Annotated in this window: 24 protein-coding genes, 1 tRNA gene and 1 pseudogene; 5 read left to right on the top strand and 21 right to left on the bottom strand. The window is 35.5% G+C overall.

The features are described from left to right. Window positions 1–131: 131 nt before the first annotated feature. The 11 genes from nuoH to JML65_RS22370 all read right to left on the bottom strand — a co-directional run bounded on the left by nuoH (window position 132) and on the right by JML65_RS22370 (window position 9,679). Window positions 132–1,196, bottom strand: coding sequence for an NADH-quinone oxidoreductase subunit NuoH (gene nuoH, locus JML65_RS22420; protein WP_047494352.1), 1,065 nt, complete (start codon window positions 1,194–1,196; stop codon window positions 132–134). 85 nt (window positions 1,197–1,281) lie between these two features. Then, window positions 1,282–2,280 carry a 2Fe-2S iron-sulfur cluster-binding protein gene (locus tag JML65_RS22415; protein ID WP_047494355.1) on the bottom strand — a complete coding sequence of 333 codons (999 nt, stop codon included), beginning with the start codon at window positions 2,278–2,280 and terminating at the stop codon, window positions 1,282–1,284. A 41-nt stretch (window positions 2,281–2,321) separates the two neighbouring features. Further along, a complete protein-coding gene (locus JML65_RS22410) occupies window positions 2,322–3,206 on the bottom strand; it encodes a hypothetical protein (protein ID WP_202272306.1) in 885 nt (294 codons plus the stop codon). Window positions 3,207–3,211: 5 nt separating this feature from the next. Beyond that, window positions 3,212–4,570, bottom strand: a complete 1,359-nt coding sequence (gene nuoF, locus JML65_RS22405) for an NADH-quinone oxidoreductase subunit NuoF (RefSeq protein ID WP_047494361.1) — start codon at window positions 4,568–4,570, stop codon at window positions 3,212–3,214. A 78-nt stretch (window positions 4,571–4,648) separates the two neighbouring features. After that, on the bottom strand, window positions 4,649–5,158 hold the full coding sequence (nuoE, locus tag JML65_RS22400; protein ID WP_047494364.1) for a complex I 24 kDa subunit family protein: 510 nt from the start codon (window positions 5,156–5,158) through the stop codon (window positions 4,649–4,651). Between the two features lie 104 nt (window positions 5,159–5,262). Continuing rightward, window positions 5,263–6,486, bottom strand: coding sequence for an NADH dehydrogenase (quinone) subunit D (gene nuoD / locus JML65_RS22395; protein WP_047494369.1), 1,224 nt, complete (start codon window positions 6,484–6,486; stop codon window positions 5,263–5,265). 60 nt (window positions 6,487–6,546) lie between these two features. Then, window positions 6,547–7,041 (bottom strand): NADH-quinone oxidoreductase subunit C, encoded by a 495-nt coding sequence (locus JML65_RS22390; protein WP_084086804.1) that lies wholly within the window; start codon window positions 7,039–7,041, stop codon window positions 6,547–6,549. A 6-nt stretch (window positions 7,042–7,047) separates the two neighbouring features. After that, the gene (locus tag JML65_RS22385; RefSeq protein WP_002983540.1) at window positions 7,048–7,608 is read right to left on the bottom strand and encodes an NADH-quinone oxidoreductase subunit B; all 561 of its coding nucleotides are present in this window, start codon (window positions 7,606–7,608) and stop codon (window positions 7,048–7,050) included. Window positions 7,609–7,707: 99 nt separating this feature from the next. Then, window positions 7,708–8,079: an NADH-quinone oxidoreductase subunit A gene (locus JML65_RS22380; RefSeq protein ID WP_047494375.1), complete on the bottom strand. Its 372-nt coding sequence runs from the start codon at window positions 8,077–8,079 to the stop codon at window positions 7,708–7,710. 122 nt (window positions 8,080–8,201) lie between these two features. Beyond that, window positions 8,202–8,378 (bottom strand): hypothetical protein, encoded by a 177-nt coding sequence (locus JML65_RS22375; RefSeq protein WP_167449357.1) that lies wholly within the window; start codon window positions 8,376–8,378, stop codon window positions 8,202–8,204. 167 nt (window positions 8,379–8,545) lie between these two features. Next, window positions 8,546–9,679 carry a GTP cyclohydrolase gene (locus JML65_RS22370; RefSeq protein ID WP_047494379.1) on the bottom strand — a complete coding sequence of 378 codons (1,134 nt, stop codon included), beginning with the start codon at window positions 9,677–9,679 and terminating at the stop codon, window positions 8,546–8,548. 105 nt (window positions 9,680–9,784) lie between these two features. Here JML65_RS22370 and JML65_RS22365 point away from each other — a divergent pair, with 105 nt between their 5' ends. Further along, window positions 9,785–10,495 (top strand): zinc metallopeptidase, encoded by a 711-nt coding sequence (locus tag JML65_RS22365; protein ID WP_047494381.1) that lies wholly within the window; start codon window positions 9,785–9,787, stop codon window positions 10,493–10,495. Here the strand turns inward: JML65_RS22365 and JML65_RS22360 are convergent. From JML65_RS22360 to rbfA, 8 genes are all read right to left on the bottom strand, one after another. Continuing rightward, the gene (locus JML65_RS22360; protein ID WP_047494386.1) at window positions 10,492–11,097 is read right to left on the bottom strand and encodes an IMPACT family protein; all 606 of its coding nucleotides are present in this window, start codon (window positions 11,095–11,097) and stop codon (window positions 10,492–10,494) included. The two genes, JML65_RS22365 and JML65_RS22360, sit on opposite strands and share 4 nt — an antisense overlap. 127 nt (window positions 11,098–11,224) lie before the next feature. After that, window positions 11,225–11,389: a bacteriocin-like protein gene (locus tag JML65_RS24160; RefSeq protein WP_157969882.1), complete on the bottom strand. Its 165-nt coding sequence runs from the start codon at window positions 11,387–11,389 to the stop codon at window positions 11,225–11,227. Window positions 11,390–11,450: 61 nt separating this feature from the next. Next, entirely contained in the window at window positions 11,451–12,476 is a 1,026-nt protein-coding gene (gene ribD / locus JML65_RS22355; RefSeq protein WP_202272304.1) for a bifunctional diaminohydroxyphosphoribosylaminopyrimidine deaminase/5-amino-6-(5-phosphoribosylamino)uracil reductase RibD, read from the bottom strand. Window positions 12,477–12,540: 64 nt separating this feature from the next. Next, window positions 12,541–14,343, bottom strand: a complete 1,803-nt coding sequence (locus tag JML65_RS22350) for a DUF349 domain-containing protein (protein WP_047494392.1) — start codon at window positions 14,341–14,343, stop codon at window positions 12,541–12,543. A 77-nt stretch (window positions 14,344–14,420) separates the two neighbouring features. Continuing rightward, the gene (locus tag JML65_RS22345; RefSeq protein ID WP_202272302.1) at window positions 14,421–15,158 is read right to left on the bottom strand and encodes a shikimate dehydrogenase family protein; all 738 of its coding nucleotides are present in this window, start codon (window positions 15,156–15,158) and stop codon (window positions 14,421–14,423) included. A 61-nt stretch (window positions 15,159–15,219) separates the two neighbouring features. Then, window positions 15,220–17,004, bottom strand: coding sequence for an endonuclease (locus JML65_RS22340; protein WP_202272300.1), 1,785 nt, complete (start codon window positions 17,002–17,004; stop codon window positions 15,220–15,222). Window positions 17,005–17,084: 80 nt separating this feature from the next. Next, a complete protein-coding gene (locus tag JML65_RS22335) occupies window positions 17,085–18,290 on the bottom strand; it encodes an ABC transporter permease (RefSeq protein ID WP_202272298.1) in 1,206 nt (401 codons plus the stop codon). Window positions 18,291–18,293: 3 nt separating this feature from the next. Next, window positions 18,294–18,653 (bottom strand): 30S ribosome-binding factor RbfA, encoded by a 360-nt coding sequence (gene rbfA, locus JML65_RS22330; RefSeq protein WP_027373534.1) that lies wholly within the window; start codon window positions 18,651–18,653, stop codon window positions 18,294–18,296. A 94-nt stretch (window positions 18,654–18,747) separates the two neighbouring features. Here rbfA and mce point away from each other — a divergent pair, with 94 nt between their 5' ends. The 4 genes from mce (at window position 18,748) to JML65_RS22310 (ending at window position 21,358) form a co-directional block, all read left to right on the top strand. Then, window positions 18,748–19,146 (top strand): methylmalonyl-CoA epimerase, encoded by a 399-nt coding sequence (gene mce / locus JML65_RS22325; RefSeq protein ID WP_047494405.1) that lies wholly within the window; start codon window positions 18,748–18,750, stop codon window positions 19,144–19,146. A 62-nt stretch (window positions 19,147–19,208) separates the two neighbouring features. After that, window positions 19,209–19,282, top strand: a tRNA-Ile gene (locus JML65_RS22320). Between the two features lie 694 nt (window positions 19,283–19,976). Continuing rightward, entirely contained in the window at window positions 19,977–20,102 is a 126-nt protein-coding gene (locus JML65_RS24155) for a phage integrase SAM-like domain-containing protein (RefSeq protein ID WP_202272318.1), read from the top strand. 197 nt (window positions 20,103–20,299) lie between these two features. Further along, window positions 20,300–21,358, top strand: coding sequence for a hypothetical protein (locus JML65_RS22310; protein WP_202272296.1), 1,059 nt, complete (start codon window positions 20,300–20,302; stop codon window positions 21,356–21,358). 167 nt (window positions 21,359–21,525) lie between these two features. Here JML65_RS22310 and JML65_RS24150 read toward each other — a convergent pair. Then, window positions 21,526–21,837: pseudogene (locus JML65_RS24150) on the bottom strand (N-acetylmuramidase domain-containing protein); the annotation flags it as partial. A 140-nt stretch (window positions 21,838–21,977) separates the two neighbouring features. After that, complete coding sequence (locus JML65_RS22300) at window positions 21,978–22,358, bottom strand: hypothetical protein (RefSeq protein ID WP_202272294.1); 381 nt, start codon at window positions 22,356–22,358, stop codon at window positions 21,978–21,980. Window positions 22,359–22,634: the final 276 nt, after the last annotated feature.

The raw sequence follows: 22,634 nt of genomic DNA, 5'->3' as shown, positions 1-22,634 counted from the left end.
TTAGACATTAGATTTTAGACTAATCTTGTCTGTTATCTTAATTATTTAATATTGATGATTGAATATGATACGCTAAAGATAAAGCTTTGATTTCATTATCAAATTTTCAAATCAGCTCATTTTCAAATTTCTTAGTTTGCAAATGCTAAAATTACAGCTCCTGTAATCAATAGGTTTACTAATGCCATTGGGATCAATGTTTTCCACCCTAAGTGCATTAACTGGTCATATCTGAATCTTGGAAGTGTCCATCTGATCCACATAAAGATCAGAATTCCAATTACAGTCTTCGTTAAGAATGCTACGATACTCAAGATACCTGCAATGTTTTCACCCCAGTTCTGAGTTACCCATTCAATACCAGGATAGTTATAACCTCCGAAGAAAAGAACTACCATGAAAGCATTGGAGATAAACATGTTCACATATTCTCCAAACATATATAATCCTAACTTCATGGAAGAGTATTCTGTAGAGTATCCTGTTACCAATTCAGATTCACACTCAGGTAAATCGAATGGGTGTCTGTTGGTTTCTGCTAAGGCTGCTACAAAGAAAACAAGGAAGGCAATTGGCTGGTAGAAAATATTCCAGTTCATACCAGAACCCCAAGGAATTATTCCCCATAATTTTCCAGTAGTTTGACTTTCAGTAATTTCTTTAAGATCTAAACTTCCTGACATCATAATGATGGAAAGAAGTGCTAATCCCATTGCCAATTCATAAGAAATCATCTGAGAAGAAGCACGGATAGCACCTAATAATGAATATTTGTTATTCGAAGCCCAACCTCCGATCATAATTCCGTAAACACCAATTGAGGCCATTCCGATGATGAAAAGTACCCCCACATCGATGTTGGCTACCTGAAGATCAAAAGAAGTACCTGCAATATTTAAACTTTTACCCCAAGGAATAACAGCTCCCGTGATTAATGAAATAAACATTACCAAGGCAGGTCCCAATACGAAAAGGAATCTTTCTGCATTGGCCGGAGTAAAGTCTTCTTTAAAGAAAAACTTTCCACCGTCAGCAAGAGGCTGTAATAGTCCGAAAGGTCCGGCTCTGTTAGGACCAATTCTATCCTGCATGATAGAGGCAACTTTTCTTTCTGCCCATGTAGAGTAGGCTGCAATCGTTAGCGATAGCAGGAAAAGCGCTAGTACAAGTATAAGTTTAAATGTTATTAAATCCATTTTTATTTAGATATTTAGATGTCAGATACTATATATCAGATGGTCTGAAGTATGGAATCTGAAATCTGATGTCTTTTAATTAAAATTATTTTTCGTCTTTTTCACTGATTTCTTTAGCCATTGGATTGTCTAAAACTCTCAGCTCATCTTTAGGCTTTTCGTAGTGGTTCAATGAAATTACGGAGTGTCTGTCGATATGTCTAGGACCTTCGATGTTCCAGTCTGATAATGCTTTTCTTTCGAAACGGCAGGTATCACAGATAAATTCTTCAACTTCTCCCCACTGGTCTTTTCTTGCTGTTACTCTTACAATTTCGTCACCTTTCATCCATACCACAGCTTTTCCTGAACATTTATCACATTTACAAGAAGCGTTCATTGGTTTTGTAAACCATACTCTGCTTGCAAAACGGGCTGTTCTGTCTGTTAATGCTCCTACAGGACATACGTCGATAATGTTTCCGATGAAGTCATTGTCTAAGGCTTTATTTAAATAGGTAGAAATTTCAGCATGATCTCCTCTGAAAAGAATACCGTGTTCTCTTGTTTCTGTAAGCTGGTTTGCTGTAAGCACACATCTGGCACAAAGAATACAACGGTTCATGTTCAGCTTGATGTTGGGTCCAAGATCATCAGCTTCATAAGTATTTCTTTCGAATTCTGTTCTTGTACTGTCTACACCATGTTCATAACCTAAGTCCTGAAGGTGACACTCTCCTGCCTGGTCACAGATAGGGCAGTCCAGCGGGTGATTAACCAATAGGAATTCAGTAACCGCTTTTCTTCCTTCCTGAGCTTTCTCAGAAGTAAGGTTTTTTACTTCCATACCGTCCATTACATTGGTTCTGCAGCTTGCCACTAATTTTGGCATAGGACGAGGATCGGCTTCAGATCCTTTAGATACTTCCACAAGACAAGTTCTGCATCTCCCTCCACTGGTTTCCAGTTTGCTGTAATAACACATCGCTGGAGGTACAGATTTTCCACCGATTTGTCTTGCAGCTTCCAAAATAGAAGTACCTGGCAAAACTTCAGTAGTTTGTCCGTCTATAGTTATTGTGAATTTTTTAACTTCTTCGCTCATATTGTATGCTTTAAGCTTTATGCATTCAGCAATAGGCTTTGTTATTTATATTTTTTCGTATTAAATGTATATCCAATTCCCGCAAGGACCTGTCCGAAAACAAAATCCTGTCGTGCCTTATCAGGTTTATTATTTAATGTAGTTTTGATATCCCACATATTAATATAACCGGCTTTTCCTTCTACTCTTAGCATCCAGTTTTTCCAGAAAACTAAGTTAAGACTGGATCTGATATCGGTTCCCATACCTGCTACGTGAAAACGGTCACTTCTTTCATTTCCAAAAAGTTTGACATTACTTTTAGGAAACATAAACCCAATCCCGGCACCATAAGACCATACTAAATCTATATTTTTCTTATGAATAAGATTTTTGTATTTCTCAAGACCTAAATTTTCATAATTTAATCCGTCTGTATGTTCAAAAGTAAGGAACTTCTCATCTGCCAGATTTACCTGTCCGTTTTGCACCATTGCTGCATATTCAGGATCTGAAATATGTCCTTTAAAGTTAACAGTTTGATTTTGATCCATCACATATTTCATGTGGTCAATCCCTAAAACAAGTGCTAAATTATCTTTAATAAAATATCCTATTCTGAAATTATACTGCGTTACGGTAAACCAACTTGGATCAAAATAAACAATTCCAAATTTTGTAGGTCTGTCTTGTGCTGATACGTTATTCAATTGAAAATCGTACCCGTTTCCCGTAAAATGGATGTCAGAATTACTGAACGCGCCTCTGTTCCAACCATAGAAAACGAAAACCTGACCTTTCTTACTTAATGGATTAGGCTTCTGTTTTTTTTCTACTTGATCAGCAGGAGCTATTTCCAGTTTATATTCTTTCTCTAATGTATCTTTTTTAACCTGCCCAAAAGCAAGTTCCGACATCATTAAACCAACAACTAATAACTTCTTCATTTTAACTATGCATTTTTTTCTACAGCCGGAATAGGATCTGCATAATGTGCCAATCCATAATTTTGTGTCTGAGACAATTCAGGGTTTTTTACATGCCACTCGAATTCATCTCTGAAATGACGGATTGCTGCTGCAACCGGCCAAGCTGCTGCATCACCCAATGGACAGATTGTGTTTCCTTCGATTTTTCTCTGGATATCCCAAAGAAGATCGATGTCTTCCATTTTTCCTTCTCCTTTCTCGATTTTCTTCAAAATCTTGTACATCCATCCCGTTCCTTCACGGCAAGGCGTACATTGTCCACAGCTTTCATGGTTGTAGAATCTTGCCAAAGTCATGGTGTGATCTACAATACACTGGTCTTCATCCAAAACGATGAAACCTCCTGAACCCATCATCGTTCCGGTAGCAAAGCCACCATCTGCCAATGATTCATAGTTCATATATCTTGGTTCTCCGTTTACTGTTCTCAGTAATAAATTAGCAGGAACAATCGGAACAGAGCTTCCCCCAGGGATACATGCTTTTAATTTTTTTCCGTTGGCTATACCTCCACAATATTCGTCAGAGTAGATGAATTCTTCTACTGTAATCGTCATATCTATTTCGTATACACCAGGTTTATTAATATTTCCACAAGCTGAAATCAATTTCGTACCCGTAGATCTTCCCACTCCAATTTTAGCATATTCAGCACCTGTAATATCAATGATTGGAACGATAGCTGCAATAGACTCAACGTTGTTTACCACTGTTGGTCTTTCCCAAAGTCCTTTTACAGCCGGGAAAGGTGGTTTTAGTCTTGGGTTACCTCTTTTTCCTTCAAGAGATTCAAGCAATGCAGTTTCTTCACCACAGATGTATGCTCCACCACCTCTTTGAACATAAATTTCACAATCGAAACCTGTTCCCAGGATGTTTTTACCTAAAAATCCTGCTGCTTTAGCTTCTTCAATAGCTTCTTCTAAAATATCAGGAATCCATGAATACTCTCCACGGATGTAGATATAAGAAACATTGGAACCCAAACAGTAAGATGAAATCAACATTCCCTCAATCAATAGATGAGGAAGAAACTCCATTAAATATCTGTCCTTGAATGTTCCAGGTTCAGATTCATCCGCATTCACAACAAGGTGTCTTGGAACACCTTCAGGTTTTGCCAAAAAGCTCCATTTCATTCCTGTTGGGAATCCAGCTCCACCACGTCCTCTTAATCCTGAAGCTTTTACTTCTTCAAGAATTTCGTCAGGAGTCATCTTCAAGGCTTTTTCAGCTGCCGTGTAACCTCCCTGTTTACGGTATGTTTCAAAGTAGCGAATACCTTCTATATGTGCGTCTTTAAGTAAAAGTTTTTTACTCATTGTTTATTATGCTTTTAGCGGTCAGCTATTGGCCTATGGCTTTTAGCTTATGGCTATTTTTAATTTGTTAAAATTTATTTAGTCTAAAGCAACCTGTCCCTGTCTGCAAAGATCAAGGATTTCATCTACTTTTTCTATCGTTAAATTTTCATGAAAGAATTTCCCCAGTTGTAACATTGGTGCATATCCACATGCTCCAAGACATTCAGCAGGCTTTAATGTAAACATACCATCTTCGGTAGTTTCTCCATCCTTAATATTCAGTTTGGTTCTGATATGATCAAGGATTTTTTCGCTTCCACAAACCATGCAAGGTCCGGTTCTGCAAACTTCCAAAACATATTTACCTACCGGCTTCATATTAAACATGGTATAGAAAGTAGCCACTTCATATACTTCAATCGGCTGGATACTTAATAGTTCGGCAACATAATCCATCACAGGAACATCTAACCATCCTCCGAATTCTTTCTGTGCTAAGTGAAGTACAGGAAGAAGAGCAGATTTCTGTCTTCCTTCAGGATATCTTGCGATAATTTTATGTACCTGTGCTAAACTTTCCGGTTTAAAAGCTATTGTTTCGCTCATTTTTTATCTAAGATTTCAGATGTCAGATTTCAGACATCAGATTTTAAATTTATATACAAAGCGAAGAGTCTAACATCTGAAATCTGATGTCTGACATCTTCTTTTTATGCGTCTAATTCTCCCGCAATAATATTCATACTACACATCGTTACAATGGCATCTGAAATTACAGAACCTGTAATCATTTCAGGATATGCCTGATAGTAGATGAAACATGGTCTTCTAAAGTGAAGTCTGTAAGGGCTTCTTCCTCCGTCACTCACAAGATAGAACCCTAATTCTCCGTTTCCACCTTCTACAGCATGGTAAACTTCTCCTTTCGGTACATCAGTTTCTCCCATTACGATTTTGAAATGGTAGATCAATGCTTCCATCTTTTGATATACATCTGCCTTTTCCGGAAGATAAAAATCAGGAACATCCGCATGGAATGGCCCTTCAGGAAGATTTTCGTATGCTTGTTTGATAATTTTAAGGGATTCCCAGATTTCCTGCTGACGAACCATGAAACGGTCGTAAGTATCTCCTGAAGTTCCTACAGGAATAATAAAGTCGAAATCTTCGTAGGAAGAATAAGGTTGTGCAACTCTTACATCATAATCTACACCTGCTGCACGTAAGTTTGGACCTGTGAAACCGTAGCTTAAAGCTCTCTCAGCAGAAATAGCTCCTGTACCGATGGTTCTGTCCATGAAAATTCTGTTTCTTTCTAATAAAGTACCGAATTCTTTAAATCTTGCCGGGAAGGTTTTTAAGAAATCCTGCAATAGCTCATGGAATTTTGGAGTGAAATCTCTTTCAAATCCTCCGATTCTTCCCATGTTGGTAGTCATCCTTGCTCCACAGATCTGCTCGTACATATCGTAAATACGTTCTCTTTCGATGAACATATACGTAAGACCTGTAATAGCTCCGGAGTCCATTCCGGTTACCCCATTACAAATCAGGTGATCACCGATTCTGGCTAATTCCATTAGGATAACACGCATATAGTCTACACGCTTTGGAACTTCTACACCAATCAGCTTCTCTACTGTCATGTGCCAACCTAAGTTATTGATAGGGGCAGAACAGTAATTCATACGGTCAGTAAGGGTCGTAATCTGAGAATAGTTTCTTCTTTCAGAAATTTTCTCAAATGCTCTGTGGATATAACCTACCGTTTGCTCAGCATGAAGAATTCTTTCTCCATCCATTGTTAGGATATTCTGAAAAATCCCGTGAGTCGCAGGGTGAGTAGGTCCTAAATTGAGGGTATACAGTTGTCCGTCAATTTGTTCCTTACTTTCGTACTGGTTTAGTATATTAGATAATGAGTTATCTTTCATAATGATTGCTTTTAGCTATTTGCTCAGGCTATTGGCTGGATGCCACTGGCCATTCGCTTTTTATCTTCCAAACATATTATCGTCCTTGTCGGTTCTTGTACCATCTTCAAGTCGATATTCTTTCAACATGGGGTGGTATCCAAGATCTTCCATATTCAGGATAGGTCTAAGATCAGGATGTCCTTTAAATTTAATTCCATAGAAATCAAAAGTTTCTCTTTCCATCCAGTTAGCTCCGGCATATAATTCTACAAGAGAATCCACTTCGATATTTTCCCTGGACATGAAGATTTTCAGACGTAATCTGAAGTTGGCCATCATATTATGTAAATGATATACGACACCTATTTCCTTGTCCGGGAATTCAGGATAATGAATTCCACAGATATCAGTAAGGAAGTTAATTTCTAATGATGAATCTTTAAGATAGTGGATAATCTTCTTGATATCTTCTTTCTTTACCTCAATGGTCAGCATTCCATACGGCTCTGAACTTGAAATAACAGATTCCGGAAATTCTCTGGTGATCGCTTCTAATACAAATTCGTTTGTCATTTCCGTTTAGTTGCTTATGTTGTAAGAATCTAATAATTTCTGATATTCAGGCATGTCTCTTCTTCTGATGCTTTCGCTTTCTGCAAGAGCCTGTACCTGCATTACCCCTTCAATAATCTGTTCTGGTCTTGGAGGACATCCAGGAACATAAACGTCAACCGGAATAATTTTATCAATTCCCTGAAGCACGGAATACGTATCAAAAATACCACCGCTGGAAGCGCAAGCTCCCACTGCCACTACCCATTTAGGCTCAGCCATCTGAGTATATACTTCTTTTAGGACTGGTCCTAATTTCTTTGATATAGTTCCACAAACCATCAGCATATCTGCTTGTCTTGGAGAGAAAGAGTTTCTTTCCATACCAAATCTTGAAGCATCATAAGTAGGGTTCAGGGTAGCCATAAACTCGATACCACAACAAGAGGTTGCAAATGGTAACGGCCAAAGTGAAAACTTTCTAGCCATACCGATTACACTGCTCAGTTTTGTTGCGAAAAACCCTTCTCCTTCATATCCTTCGGGAGCAGGTGCATCTGTTCTTATTACTGGTTTTTTATCTGACATTTTCTTTGATTAAATATTTAAAGATTAAAGCATTTAAAAATTTAAAATCATTCCTGATTTTTTTGATGATTAAACCATTCAACCTTTTAATGTTAAAATTTATTTATCCCAATCTAGTGCACCACGCTTCCAAACATAGAAAAACGCCACGAAGAAAATCGCAACGAATGTAAGTACAGCCAAGAATCCTTCTAAGCCGAATTCTCTGAAGTTTACTGCATAAGGATAAAAGAATACGATTTCAATATCGAATAGTACGAACAATACCGCAGTCAGGAAGTACTTGATAGAAAACGGTGTTCTCGCATTTCCCTCACTAGGAACTCCACATTCCCAGCTTTGGTTTTTCACAGAATCTCCTTTTTTCTGTTTTGGACCTAAGAAATGTGCTCCAAGTAAGGAAACAGCTACGAATGCTACTGCTACACCTGCCTGGATAAGGATTGGAATATAACTTTCAGGTAAATTCATTTTTGCATTATTATCTCAATTTGCAAATTTAGCGAATAAACAAGAAAGCATGAAATTAATCAGCTTAAAAGTCGGATTAAAATGGAGAAAAAATACAATTTAGAATCAATAAAAATAAGGAGTTATTTCTTCATTTTTTTAAGAAGAGCATATGCCATGAATGAAATATATCCAAAAAGAACGCTGGCAAACACGATATTAATTATTGTGTTTGTTCTGTCATCCTGCGACTGGAAAAAGAAGTTGTAAGCAATAAAGCCGGAGATGAGAATAGCAAAAATAATAAGTTGCGGTTTCATAGGATAAAGATAAGAAAATTAGTTAGGAAGTTCCGGATTTTTGAGGAGGGTTGGTTTGAGGGTGGGAGAGTTTGGGGATAAGTGAGTGAAAGGATAGAGTCATTATAATTCTACCCTTCAGACTCAATACTTATAAACGATTGATGCAGTATACTTTTTGCATCGTATTACTCATTATTTACCTGTAGAGAATAGGTTCTTCTCCTTTTATGATTGACCGGGTTGTAATCCTGCCAAAGAAGCTGAACGCTTTTATTTTCTTCCAACTCAGGATTGGTTTCTGCGAAATTAATTCCCATGCTTGTAAATCGTACGAAAATTTCTTTGAATATAATTGCCGTTACACCACGTCTCTGATATTCAGGGTGAATTCCGATAAGATAAAAGTTGGCACGGTCATTTTTTTTGCCGGCCTGTAAGAAATGCCACCATCCGAAAGGAAACAGCTTCCCTTTTGACTTTTGTAAAGCTTTTGAATAGGAAGGCATTGTAATAGCAAAAGAAACCAGTTGTTTATTTTCATCTACTACGCAGATTACGTAGTTTTTATCGATAAATGGGAAGTATTTTTCTTTATATGTTTTAATCTGCTCATCCGAAATCGGCGTATAGGTGGATAGATGTTTATAGGTTTCATCTAATAGTTTAAACATAGGTTCTACATAAGGAAGAATTTCTTCTTTTGATTTGAAATTAAGAACACTAAGTTTGTATTTCTGAGCAATTAAACCACTGAATTTTTCTACTTTTTCAGGAAGTACTTTCGGGAAGTTCATTTCGTACTCTACCCATTCCTTTTCCTTAGTCAATCCAAGGTTTTCAAGGTGTTTCGGATAGTAGGCATGATTATAAATTCCAATCATTGTCGCCAGTTTATCAAATCCCATGGTCAGCATTCCTGCTTTGTCAAGATTGGTGAAGCCCATTGGTCCTTCGATCATATCAATTTTATGTTCTCTGGCGTAATCGGTAGCTGTCTGAATTAAAGCTTTTGAAACTTCAGTGTCGTCAATGAAATCTATCCATCCAAAACGTACTTTTTTAATGCCTAATTCTTTTTCTTCTTTATGATTAATCATTACAGCAATTCTTCCAACCACTTTGCTATCCTTTACTGCGAGAAATTGTTTGGATTCTGAATATTGTAAGGCCGGATTTTCTTTTGCATCCCAGATTTTCATTTCGTCTTTAATAAAGGATGGAACATAGTACGGATTATTTTTGTACAGATCCATAGGAAATCTTACGAATTGCTTGAGTTGACCGGCTGTTTTTACTTCAATAATTGAAACCTTAGACATAATTTTTGATGGTAATTTAAGGACAAATATAAATAATAATATCGTATACTTTGGCACAGTTTTTATATCATTATGAATAAAAATTAAACACAAAATCTATATAAAATGACGGGTTATTATATCATTATTGGTATTTCAATGTTGGTGAGCTGGTGGGTTTCCTCAAGGTTGAAATCTAAATTTGAATATTATTCCAATGTACATCTTCGAAATGGTCTTTCGGGGAAAGAAGTAGCGGAAAAAATGTTGAGAGATAACGGGATTAATGATGTTCAGGTAATATCTGTTCCCGGGCAGTTGACGGACCACTATAATCCGGCAGATAAAACCGTAAACCTCTCTGAAGGGGTTTATATGCAGAGAAATGCTGCGGCTGCGGCAGTAGCCGCTCACGAATGTGGACATGCCGTGCAGCATGCTGTAGGATATTCAATGTTGAATTTACGTTCAAAGCTTGTTCCTATCGTTAATATAAGTTCTAATCTGATGCAGTTTGTACTTATTGCAGGTATTGCGGTAATGGCAGCATCAAGAAGTATTGAGAATCCAAACGGAAATACGACAGTTTTGGCGATTGGTGTGGCTATGTTTGCCATGACAACGCTTTTTGCTTTTGTAACACTCCCTGTGGAATATGATGCGAGTAACAGAGCTATGAAATGGCTTAAAGATACGGGAACTGTAACCACGGAAGAATTCGTTGGGGTGCAGGATAGTTTGAAATGGGCAGCAAGAACTTATGTAGTGGCTGCTTTAGGTTCCCTGGCGCAGCTTCTTTATTGGGGCTCCTTACTTCTTGGTGGAAGAAGGGATTAATCTTTAAATTCAAATGTAACATATTGCATCTCGGATAGTTTTTCCGAGATGTTTTCTTTTTGAATGAGTTTCAACGAAGCAGTAAGGATACAGTTTTCATTAGCATCAAAGTTCAACACTTTAGCATCAAATCTTGAAAGAAGGGTAAATATGGTATTTTGCTGATTAAAATTAAATTGAATCTCGATCTGAGTTTCCAGTTCCTTGGTGATAATACTGGCTTCTTCTAAAGTCATCTTGGCTGATTCTTTATAAGTTTTCACCAATCCGGACACCCCCAGTTTGGTTCCTCCATAGTAGCGCACGACAATAACAAGTACGTTGGTGATTTCGTGAGCTAATAGCTGATTGTAAATAGGTAATCCTGCGCTTCCTGAAGGCTCACCGTCATCATTGGCCCGATAATTTTCTCCATTCATTCCCATTCTGAATGCATAGCAATGGTGGGTTGCTTTTGGGTGTTCTTCCCTAACTTTTTCCAATGCAGTTTTCAGTTCACTTTCATTATTTACAGGGTATGCAAATCCTATGAATTTACTTCCTTTCTCTTTTATTAAAGTGTTTTCTATGGGTTTTTCTATGGTTTTGTATTCAAACGTCATCCTCTCAACAATTGCTGGTGCAAATTTAAAACTTTAAAATTCACTATGTATGTAATATCAACGAAAAATTTAATAAATGAAAAAAGAGCGTTTCCGCTCTTTTAATCTTATATATTGTTTCCGTATTCTAGCATGGGAAAGATCCGTCAAGCCATGGTGGTGGACAGCTCATGCTGGAAGGAGTAGGGCAACAATGTTGTAATGAAGGCGGATAATAAGAGCAACATTCAGGTGCGCTACCTCCCGCTAGTTTTTTTAAACTCTGTCTTGAGATTTTCTTTAAATTTTTCATATAATATTTATTTGTAGAAACTAATATAGGGAATTATTTCATTTCTACGTGATAAAATACTTTATTTTAATTTAAAAAAAGAAACTGTATTATCTCTATAACTTTCAATTCTAGTGGCTGTATGATTAAAGATCGGTGCCTTAGTCCCGTTTTCTAATTTCAAATTCTCATTTTTAATCACAATGGATTCATCCCAAAGATTGGCATCAATGAACTGCTGTAAAGTAAAACGTCCTCCTTCTATAATAACAGATTGGATCTGTTCTTTGTAGAGTGCCTCCATGAGTTCCTGTAGGAAATTCTCTTTTTCAATTCTGATGAATTGAATATGCTCTTCAGTTCCTTCTTTAATAGAATTTAAAACCAATGTTCTGGCTTCCTTATTGTAAATTTTGAAGGTATCCGGAACTTTCAGATCAAAATCAATTAATATTCTTACAGGATTTATACCTTCTGTATTCCTTACCGTAAGACTGGGGTTGTCATTCAAAGCTGTTTGGGTTCCTACCAGGATAGCATGTTCATCAGCTCTCAGCTGATGGACAAACTGATTCACTAAAGAATTTGAAACAGCAGTCGGTTTGAAGTCTTTATCCAGAAAACCATCACCCGATTCTGCCCATTTTAAAATAATGTAGGGTCTTTTCTTTTCATGATATGTGAAAAATCTTTTATTCAGGTCAATGCATTCTTTTTCCAGAATTCCTGAAACGGCTTCGATGCCGGCATCCTGAATAATTTTCTTTCCTTTTCCGTTGACTTTATCATGGGAATCCATAGCTCCGATAACTACCTTTTTAAAGCCCAATTCTTTAATCTTTAAAGCACAGGGAGGTGTTTTTCCGTAATGGGCACAAGGTTCCAGGGAAACATAAATGGTAGATTCCGGAATAAGGTCTTTATTTTTAACTGCATTGATTGCATTGATCTCAGCATGGTTTTCTCCTGCTTTATGATGGTAGCCTTCACCAATAATTTCACCATTATGAACAATGACACTTCCCACCAGGGGGTTAGGATAGGTTTTACCCAGTGCTTTTTGTGCCAGTTCAATGCATCTCTTAATATAAAGTTCGTATTTATTCATAGGTGTAGAAAAGAAAAGGCGAAGACAAATTGCTTTGCTCCGCCTTTATGTATTGTATTAGAATTTAATCTCCTGTAATGATGTTGTGAAGATTCTGTTTTAATGTTTCCAGATGAGCTTTCTTTTCATCAATCGTATTGTACGTATCTCTTAAAAGAGGGTTCTCTCTTGATGGCTTAGTAAAGAAGGCAAGGTTGTTTTCCAGTTTAACGATTTCTGCTTCAAGATCTGAAATCTGATTTTTGATCTTTCTTGCTTTGTCGGTAAGCTGGTTTTCAGATAATCCTTCTTCTTTCAACTCAAGCTCATTGATCTTATTGATTTTTAATTTTTCTCTTAAGGTCTTATTGAATTCAGAGTTGATTGAAATTTTATCTCTCGGTACTTTTCCGATATTATTCCATGACGTTTTGATCTGCTCTATTTTCTCAATACTTCCGTCTTCATCAGTCACCATTTTCAGTTCATCAAGAAGAGCTTTTTTATTTTTATAATTTTCCTTCCAGTTGTCTGTAGAAGTATTGCTTTTTTCTCTGTAATTATTAAAGAAAGCATTACATGCATCACGGAATTCATCCCAGATCTTATTGGTCATGCTTTTAGGAACATGGCCTACTTTTTTCCAGTCTTCCTGAAGTTTTTTGAATAATGGAACTACAATATCCCATTCCTCATTATTCATATTGTCTTTGGCGGTCTGTATCAGTTTTAATTTCTCTTCAAGATTAGCCTGTTGAGAACCTTTTAAAGACTTATAATAGTTGTTTTTTGTTGTATTGAAACCTCTCAGTATGGTTTTGAAATCATTCCAGTTCTGGTTGGAAAGTTTTCTTGGAACACTTCCTGTTTTTAAGAAATCAGAACGAAGGTCTTCGACTCTTTTGATAGAGTTTTGCCAATAGTTGTGATTAGGGGTTTCAGCAGGTTCAGACAGTTTCTTGATTTCAGCAATAATCTGATTTTTCTTTTCAAGATTAACATTTTGTTCCTGTTCGATCACTGCAGAAAGTTCAGATTTTCTTTCGTGAATTTTATTGGAGATTTCTTTGAATTCTTCCCATGTTTTTTCACGGAATTCTTCTGCTACAGGCTCTGCTTCTTCTTTCCAAAGTTTATGAAGATACTGCAGTTCATTTAAAGCTTTCTGAATGACAGGTTCATTTTCAAGCTCCTGAGCACGGGCAATGATGTGTTGTCTCTTTTCTAAATTATGGCTGTATTCCTGCTCCAAAAATTCCTTATTAAGATCCAGCATTTGATAAAACTGGTTTAAATGGTGGAAATAATTGTTGTTAAGGATTTTAAACTCAGATTTTGCAACCTGGCCTGCCTTCGTCCATTCTTCCTTGATCTCGCGGATGGATTTGAAAAGATTAACTCCCGGTTCAGAATTGGTATAGAGATTTTTAAGTCTTTCAATAATATTCTGACGGTGTTCCAGATTTTTTTTCTGCTCTTCTTCCTGTCCTTTTTGGAAATCATCATGCTTTTCTCTGAAAATATTGACTAAAGCAGAGAATTTAGCTTGTGAAGGGTGTTCGTAACTGAAATTTTCAGAGGGATTTCCACCTTCTGTGTATTCATGTTTTTTATCTTCCACTTCATCATGAATGTAATGACTTGCTTTTTCCTTCAGCAGATTGAATCTTTTGAAGTTTTCACCGGCATTGGGAGTGTTGATGATTTTTTCCATTTCCTTCAGAGCGTCTGTCAGGGAAATTTCAACAGCATCATGGTCCTCCAGGTGCTCAGCATCATCCTCATGGGGAATTACATCATGAGAATCTTTATTTTCTGATGTTTCCTGAGATACTTCGTTCGGACTTTTCTTTTCTTCGTTTTCAGAAAGATTGTTTTCTGTAGTCATAGCAAATCTTTTATGTGAGTGGCGTTAATAATATCCTTTGAATATAGCTATAAAGCCAATTAAAGCACTAATTTATGTTATTTTTTTTGAAAATTCCAAATTTCCCAGGCTTTTTCTGCTTGTTGTTCAAGCATATAATAACCGTTGACTGTTTTTGCTCCTTTTTCTGCGGCATTGATAATAAACTTCGTATAATTCGGATTATATATTAAATCAATTACCAGGTGATCCGAAGAGATTGCATCGAATGGAAAGCTCAGGCAGTCTTCAACATTGGGAAATGTACCTACAGGAGTACATTGAATAATAATTTTGTGTTCCTTAACTGTTTCCTGATCCAGGTTTTCAAAATTAATTTCTGTATTTCGGGAGATTATTTTGGAAGGAATATTGTTTTTATCAAGGACGTATTTGACAGCTTTGGCAGCCCCTCCGTTTCCTAAAATTAAAGCTTTATCCTGGGTAGATTGCTTATGTAGGAAAAGGGTTTTTTCAAAACCAAAAGCATCAGTATTGTAACCTGTCTTTTTTCCGTCCCGAATAAGAACACAGTTTACTGCTCCAATTTTCTCGGCTTCATCACTGAGTTCATCCAGATAATCGATGATTTTTTCTTTGTAAGGAATCGTAACGTTGAATCCTAAAAGTTCAGGAGAAGAAAAAAGATGTTCTACTTCATCAATTTCGTTCAGATCAAATATGTCGTAAGTAAAGCCTTTAAGCATAAGCTTTTGGAACTTGTTTTCGAAGAATTTTTTAGAAAAAGAATAGGAAATATTCCGTCCTATCAATCCTAATTTTTTGTTGGAATCCATTGATCAAAAATAAAAAAAAGACCGGATAAATCCGGCCTTTGATTTGAAATATTTTTATTATTTATTCTACTATGAATTTTGTGGTAAAATGATCTGTTTTCAGAATGTAATTTCCTTTTACCAATCCTTTAAGATTGATCTTATTTGAATTTTTGAAAGGACTTACAATCGTTTCAATCAGTTTTCCTGAAAGATCATAAATTTCAGCTTTTGAAATTTTAGTAAGATTTTCTCCTTTTACAAATAATTCGTTATTTCTTACCGGGTTAGGGTAGATGGTGAATTCTGACTTGTCTTTTTTGATTTCAGAAGTTGCCAAAGTATTGAAGCATGTCCAGCTTAAGTCATCTAAAGCAGGTCTGTCAGTTGTAGAGGAGTTTGTAAATTTAATGGTAACATTCCCACTTACATTAATATTGTTTATCGTAGTGGTTGTAGCTGTTGAGCTGTAAGGAATTGCTCCTACGTTAACGTCGTTTACAAAAACATTTATAGTACCTGCATTTCCTGAGAACTTTAACTGAGTTGTTAAGGTTAAGCTTTGGATTCCTCCAGAAACAGTAGAGCTGGTTAAAGTCCCATTTCTTATTGTAATAGCTTTACCGTTAATTGTTTGATCAATTCTTGCGTCTGTTGCAGTCCATGTTATACTATTATTAGTCCATACTCTTGTATCGTAGGCTGGAGTAGTAGAAGTTGGAATGTTGGTGAAGTCTTCAGTTCCACAGCTTCCACCTACAGGTCCGTCAAGGGTAGTTGCTGATGCTATATTACTTTGTGTAGAAGCATTTCCGGAAGCATCTTTAGCAATTACATAGAAATTGTATGCTGTAAGCGGAGACAATCCTGTAACAGTTGTAGAGGTGCCGGATACAGTTGTTTTAAGAACTCCGTTGGCATAAATGTCATAGCCTATTACTCCAATATTGTCTGTAGAAGCCGTCCAGTTCAATGCAACAGTGCTTGAGGTAGGATTGGTGGCTGCTAAGTTGGTAGGAATGGTAGGAGCTTCCGTATCAAGAACCGGAGTTCCCCAAACCATATTTACATATTCCGGATGATCAATATATGGGTTTCTATTTCCCTGAAATGTATAGGTAGCATTATTTCTTCTGATTTCAGCTGATGATACAGGGTCTTGTGTATGCCATATGATAAGTTGATTAAGCTCCCAGTTCTGAAGTCCAGGATAAGCAGAGCCGCCCAGCATATTTCCTGTACCAAATGCGGAAAGTTGAGTTTCATATCTTGTTACAAAGTAGAAAATCATTCGGGCTACATCTCCTTTAAACTCGTCAATTGGTTCAAATACTACTCCTGTAAAGCCTGGTGATGCAGAATTTCCTCTTTTAGATCCATTTTGTGAATTATAATTGGCAGTTGCTACTTTTCCAAAAGGTAAATCTCCTCTCTCTCCATTTACTTTTCCGTCTGTAGCTCTTACGAAGTGAGCATCAGATCTCATAGGTAACCCCTGATTAAATAAACTTTGAGGAACGATGTGTTCTCTGTTGTAGCAATGCCCTTCAGGACCACTGGTTCCACTACATTGCGAAGATCCGTAAGGATAGCTATAATTATCTGGACCAATAGGGAATTCAGAGTAAATGTCTAATATAGTTCCATCATTATCGTAGTCATAATCACGGTCAGTGGTTTGATATGCGGTCCACAAATCATTATAAGAGAGATTGGAGGCGTGTCCGGTGGTAATGATTTGCTTCAGTGCTGATTTAAGAGGTGCATTTGTTAAACCTGCCGCTGCATTGTAATAATTGGCAGGTGGTTGTGCTAGAGCGCTGATGAATACCAGGCTTAACAGAAAAAAAGATAGAATTCGTTTCATTTTTTTTAAATTGGGGCGTAAAGGTATGAAAAAATGAAATCCGAAAAGATTGGTGTTATTAAATTTGTAGACTTAATATATTAATTTTTAGTAATATACTCTTTGCTGATTTTTGAGAAAAACCACGAAATAGCAATTCCAAAGAGGGAAGCGGTAAGTGCTACGATGAAATAATTCTTTCCTACAATTTTCACCGGGAAAGGAAGTACTTCATTGGCTCTGAAGAATTCTGTATAAAGCTGGAAATAGCAAAGTGCTGTTCCAACGATCAATCCGGTGAAGACCCCTGAAAGGACAATGAGAATTCCGGTGTAGAAATAAGTTCTTCTTAAATGGCTTAAAGGAAAGCCCAGTGATATCAATGATTTTGCCTGTTCTTTTTTATCAAGCTGCAGGATAATAATGGCCCCTGCAAGATTAAAGGTGGTAATGAAAATAACCAGTGCGAAAATTAAATAGATGAACATTTTTTCCGTGTTGATCATCTTCCAGAAGGCTGCATTTTCTTCTTCTTTGGTTTTTATTTCAATACTTTTTCCGAGAGTAGAAAGAAGATTTTGCTTTACGGCATCTGCATTTTCCGGATTTTTTAGTTTAATAACAATTTGGTACGCAGATTTTTTAGGCAGGCTAAGCAGTTCCTCAGTAAGTTCAATAGGAGAAATAATATAATTGTCCAGTTGATCCTTTCCAGGAAAAACTCCCGTTACCAGAATGTCTTTTTTATTATAAATATCTTCTTCCTTATTGATGATCCCCGTTCCCGGCTTTGGCATAAATACCGTTGCATAATGATTGGATGAATCTACCGGAATGGAAAGCCTGTTGTCCAAACTGTTTTCCATTAATACCTCATTAGAATACTTGAAACTAGGATAAGTTCCGTAGAAGACATCTTTATTGATCGGATTAACTTTTACATAAGCGGAATCAACCCCTCTTAAGTAAGCGATATCACCTTTTCCATTGAAACTGATGTATATTTTTTCTTCAATAACACGGGAAAAGCTGCTGACTTCCTTATTACTGCTTAATGTCTTATTAACCTTATCAAGGTTTTTAATGGTCTTTCCTGAAACACTTTTTAAGGTGAGATCAGCATGGAGATTGGAAATAAGATCTTTATTCAGGTCTTCAAGGCCTGAAAAAACAGAAATAATGACGAACATTGCAGTTACCGCAACCGTCATAGCCCCTGCCGAAAGCCACGTAATAAACGTAACGGCAGTACTTCCTTTTTTAGCCAAAAGGTATCTGGATGCTATGTAAAATGCAATATTCTTCAAGATCTATAAAACAGGATTGTCGCCTTCGCCTCTTAATTCTCTTTCCAATTTTTCAACATCATCAAGAGCGGTGTCCAGATAAAAGTTAAGCTGTGGGATGATACGTACCTGTTTTGCCATTTTCTGGCCAATGAAGTTTCTGTATTGAGGTTTATTTTCTTCAATCTCCTTCATTACTGCAGTACGGAATTCCTGAGGGAAAATGCTTAAATAAATTTTAGCAATTCCTAAGTCAGCAGTTACCTTTACATCTGATACGGATACCAATATACTTTGCTTGCTTTCTGAAGCCTGTTTGCGGAAAAGCTCTGCGAAGTCTTCCTGAATAATCTGTGCTACTTTTCTTTGTCTGTTACTTTCCATAATTTATGCAAATTTAGTACTTTTGTTTGAATTGATACTTTCAAATTCAGCTGCAGTATCAAATTTACGATTTAATTATATTTTATTTGTATTTATGAAGCTAGAACATATCGGTATTGCCGTAAAATCTTTAGGAATCTCTGACGAGCTTTTTACCAAACTATTAGGAAAGGAATCCTATAAAAAAGAAACTGTGGAAAGGGAGGGTGTCGTTACTTCTTTCTACGAAACAGGAGAAAGTAAAATTGAGCTGCTGGAAGCCAGTAATCCTGAAAGTCCCATCTCAAAATTCATCGAAAAAAAGGGCGAAGGCATCCATCACCTGGCATTTGGTGTTGAAAATATCCTGGAAGAAGTAAAAAGATTAAAAAAAGAAGGATTTCAGTTTATCTCTGAAGAACCGAAAGAAGGTGCTGATAACAAATTAGTTGTATTCCTCCATCCAAAGTCTACAAACGGCGTGCTGGTAGAACTTTGTCAAGAAAAGCAATAAAAAATTTTGTAGTGAAAGAATTTTTACTATTTTTGCAAACACAAAATTTAACCAAGTTTTGAGGTCCTATAGCTCAGTTGGTTAGAGCACCTGACTCATAATCAGGTGGTCCCTGGTTCGAGCCCAGGTGGGACCACAACGATGAAGAATAGATTTTCTTCAAAAATTACAAAGCCTCTATTTTAGGGGCTTTTTTTATGCCCTGTTTCGTCGTGGTTCGTCATAAAATCGTTCCCTTTTTCGTCCTCTCTCTTTCAATAAATTGTACCAGCGCAAATAATCTATAATTAATTTTTGATAATTTTTTTTTCAAAAAATCAATTATTTAATCACATTAACGTGAAGTTAATAAACTTTAACTAAAATGTAATTGATTGATTTTCATATATCTTTTCTGATTTTTTAATTGTTACCGATGTATGAATGTATTAGTAATAATTCAAATATAAAAAATGAAAAAGCCAATTGTCAAAGCAATAATCAGAACCGACAAAGCTGATAAAAGACCAGGGCAATGTCCTATTTGTTTTCAGATTAGAATTAATAGTGATAAAAAAAAGAATTTCGATCGGAGAAAAAATATATCCTGTAAATTGGGATAAGAGTCTAGGAAGAGTCAAGGGAAAGGGCTTTGGGTATATAAACGATCTTATTGATAAACGAAGAAGTACTTTAAATGAGTTTTTTACGCAATGTATTCTTGCAAGTAAACCAATATCAAACAATGATACTGATATTTTTTTAAAAGGGTTCAAGAACAATGACTTTATGATTTAGTACTTCAGCAAAAAACTAAACTTAGTGAAGATACTCGATATAAATATTGAGTTCTGAGGAGAAGGTTAAAAAACTTTTGTCCCAAAATTTCAGTTTCAGATATTGATAATGATTTTATTGTAGAATTTGATCTTTTCTTGAAAGATTTAGGAATCGGAGATGGAGAAAAACTCCAGTAAGAAGTAAGTAAATTCATAAGATTTTTTACTCTCATATTCCATTTTTTATACCGATTCATACTTATATTTTAAAAATTGTAAAGCGAAAATGAAACCATTATACGACAAAACTTTACGCATTAAAAAGTTATCCACAATAAACACACAAATTGAATCTGAGGTTAGGAAATATTTCTATATTCGTGGAAACTTATTATATGGAGGAATTATTTAATTCTTATTTTTTATCTGAGGGTGGTATTTATAGATCTGAAAGCACTCAGATTAAAGAAATAATAGAATTAGCAAATATAATAATACGTCGAGTAAGAACCCAATATCCCCTATTACCTGAAATATATTTTAATATTATTGACAACAATACATTTAATGCAAAGGCAGCTTTAGATGTGAAAAATGGTAATATTTATTACATAGGTGTATATGCCGGGCTAATAAATATTTTGTTTGATGTATTTACTAAAACTAATATAGTACGTGAACTTGATTTAAATGAAGAGGTCAAATTATCAATTACCAGTACTAAAAGCACTTTAGAATTTGATCATAGCAAGGGATTTTCAGAATCTATTTCTAATGTTGATATTATCGCATTAGATCGGTATAGACTTATTTTTGAATTTTTAATCTACCATGAAATCTGTCATATTTTAAGGGGACATATTGCATTTAAACAAAGCAAAAAAATATCAGAATTACAGGGAAATTTTAAAGAATATTCAGATCTGAATATCAATTTTATACAGACTTTAGAAATGGATGCCGATAGTTTTGCAACTAGTTGGGTGATTGGGGATTTCAGGCGTTTTACTTTAAAAACGGAATTAACAGAAAATACAATATATAAAAACTGGGAGACATTTATTCCTAATTTCGCCTATTCGATTTATACAACCATTAGAATTTTTGGATTTTCCAGCCTTCCCATATCGAAAATAAAAACTTTTACTCATCCAGAACCAGCAATAAGAATTTCTTTAATAATGAGTAATATAGCAACTATTTTAGATGCATTAAATGTTGATAATATTGATGATATTATGAGTAATAGTATACATATGTTAAAAAGGGCAGAAACAGATGTTGTTTCAGTAACTTTTTTAGATGATCAATTAGAAAATGTGAAGGATGTTTATTTTAATCCTGAATATATTAAATATTACAAACAAGTTCTTCATAATTGGAACATAATTCGTGATGAGTTACAATCTTATGCATTTGGTGAATTACCAGGTAAAAATTTTTTAACATTTTAATTTACTAAAATTTATAGTACTTGTTATATGCTATCATCAGTTTCACATCATAATTGTTAATTTTGTAATTTCTTCCCATTGTACAATTCAGCAAATTTTGCCCAATTTTTATTCCGTATATACTACAGTAATCCAAAATTCTTAATATATCGTACAAATGCATCAAGTTACCCCGCCTCTGAATCATACATTTTATTGATAAATTCTTGTAATAATTTGTAGCCCAATTTATGGCAATTATCGCCCATAACTTGGAACTTTCTCCAAGAACAAGACATCAAAGCAGCTTCACGGTTTAAGATTGAAGTTTTCTGTAATTTTGAATGTTGTTCTGATTCTTTGTCATAACCTCCGGAGATTTTATTACAGATATCCAGGTTAGACTTTGCATAAGCTCTATTAGTATATTTGTAAAATCTATGCCTTTGGAAAAGTATTTTAGGTTCTCCTGTTGGAAGAAAACCAGATCCTCTACTCTCAACTTCTGCGACTTCACATTTTAATTCCTCTGCTGCGTTTTTATAATCTTGTTCTGTAAGTGTTTTTCATTTCTTTCTATAATTTTTTAAAGTAAATAAATATTGCTAAAAGTAATAGTGCAAATGCCACAATCCACTAATCAATCTAAAACTCCAAGCTGTTCCGGTTCGTCTCGTAGCTTCCTTTGATTTGTTTTTAATGTCTTTAATCTCTCCTTGAGATTATTTTCTTTGACTATATTTTCAGAGAATTCTTTGAACTTTTCAATTAAGGTTTCAGAAGTGTTTTCTTTTTTCACCTGATCCGATTCATTAGTTTTCGTTCTGATCGATACATCGGCATTCCCGGTAACTTTAATAGTTTGCAAAGTGTCACCGTTTTCAATGTTATATAACTCAATCGGATTATCAGTTTCAGCTTTACCCTTAATTTCAATGTCGGTTTGAGCTTCTTTCTTTTGCTCAACCAAATCAACCTTTTTTATTTCCTGTTTTTGTTCTATTTTTATTTGTTTATTCACCAAGCAATGGTAATAAGTTTACTATTGCAGATATTAAAGTTGCAATAGAAGGAAAAGTAAAAAAGAAAGTTGCAGTTAGGGAAGGACTTATAACACATGCAAAAATCTCAAGATATAATAAATCTGATACTTTGATTTTGTTAGGAGAAAGTGTTGATCGTGTAAATGTTGGTGATATTATTTTAAAAGAAAAGAATTCTCCTTTTTTTATATCAAAGAAGAAGGAGCGAAGAGAAAAAAGCTTACATATGTACTAATACCTAAAAGTATATTAAA

The sequence above is a fragment of the Chryseobacterium sp. KMC2 genome (assembly GCF_016756935.1).
Lineage (GTDB): Bacteria > Bacteroidota > Bacteroidia > Flavobacteriales > Weeksellaceae > Chryseobacterium > Chryseobacterium rhizosphaerae.
This window is presented reverse-complemented; position numbering and strand designations above follow the sequence as displayed.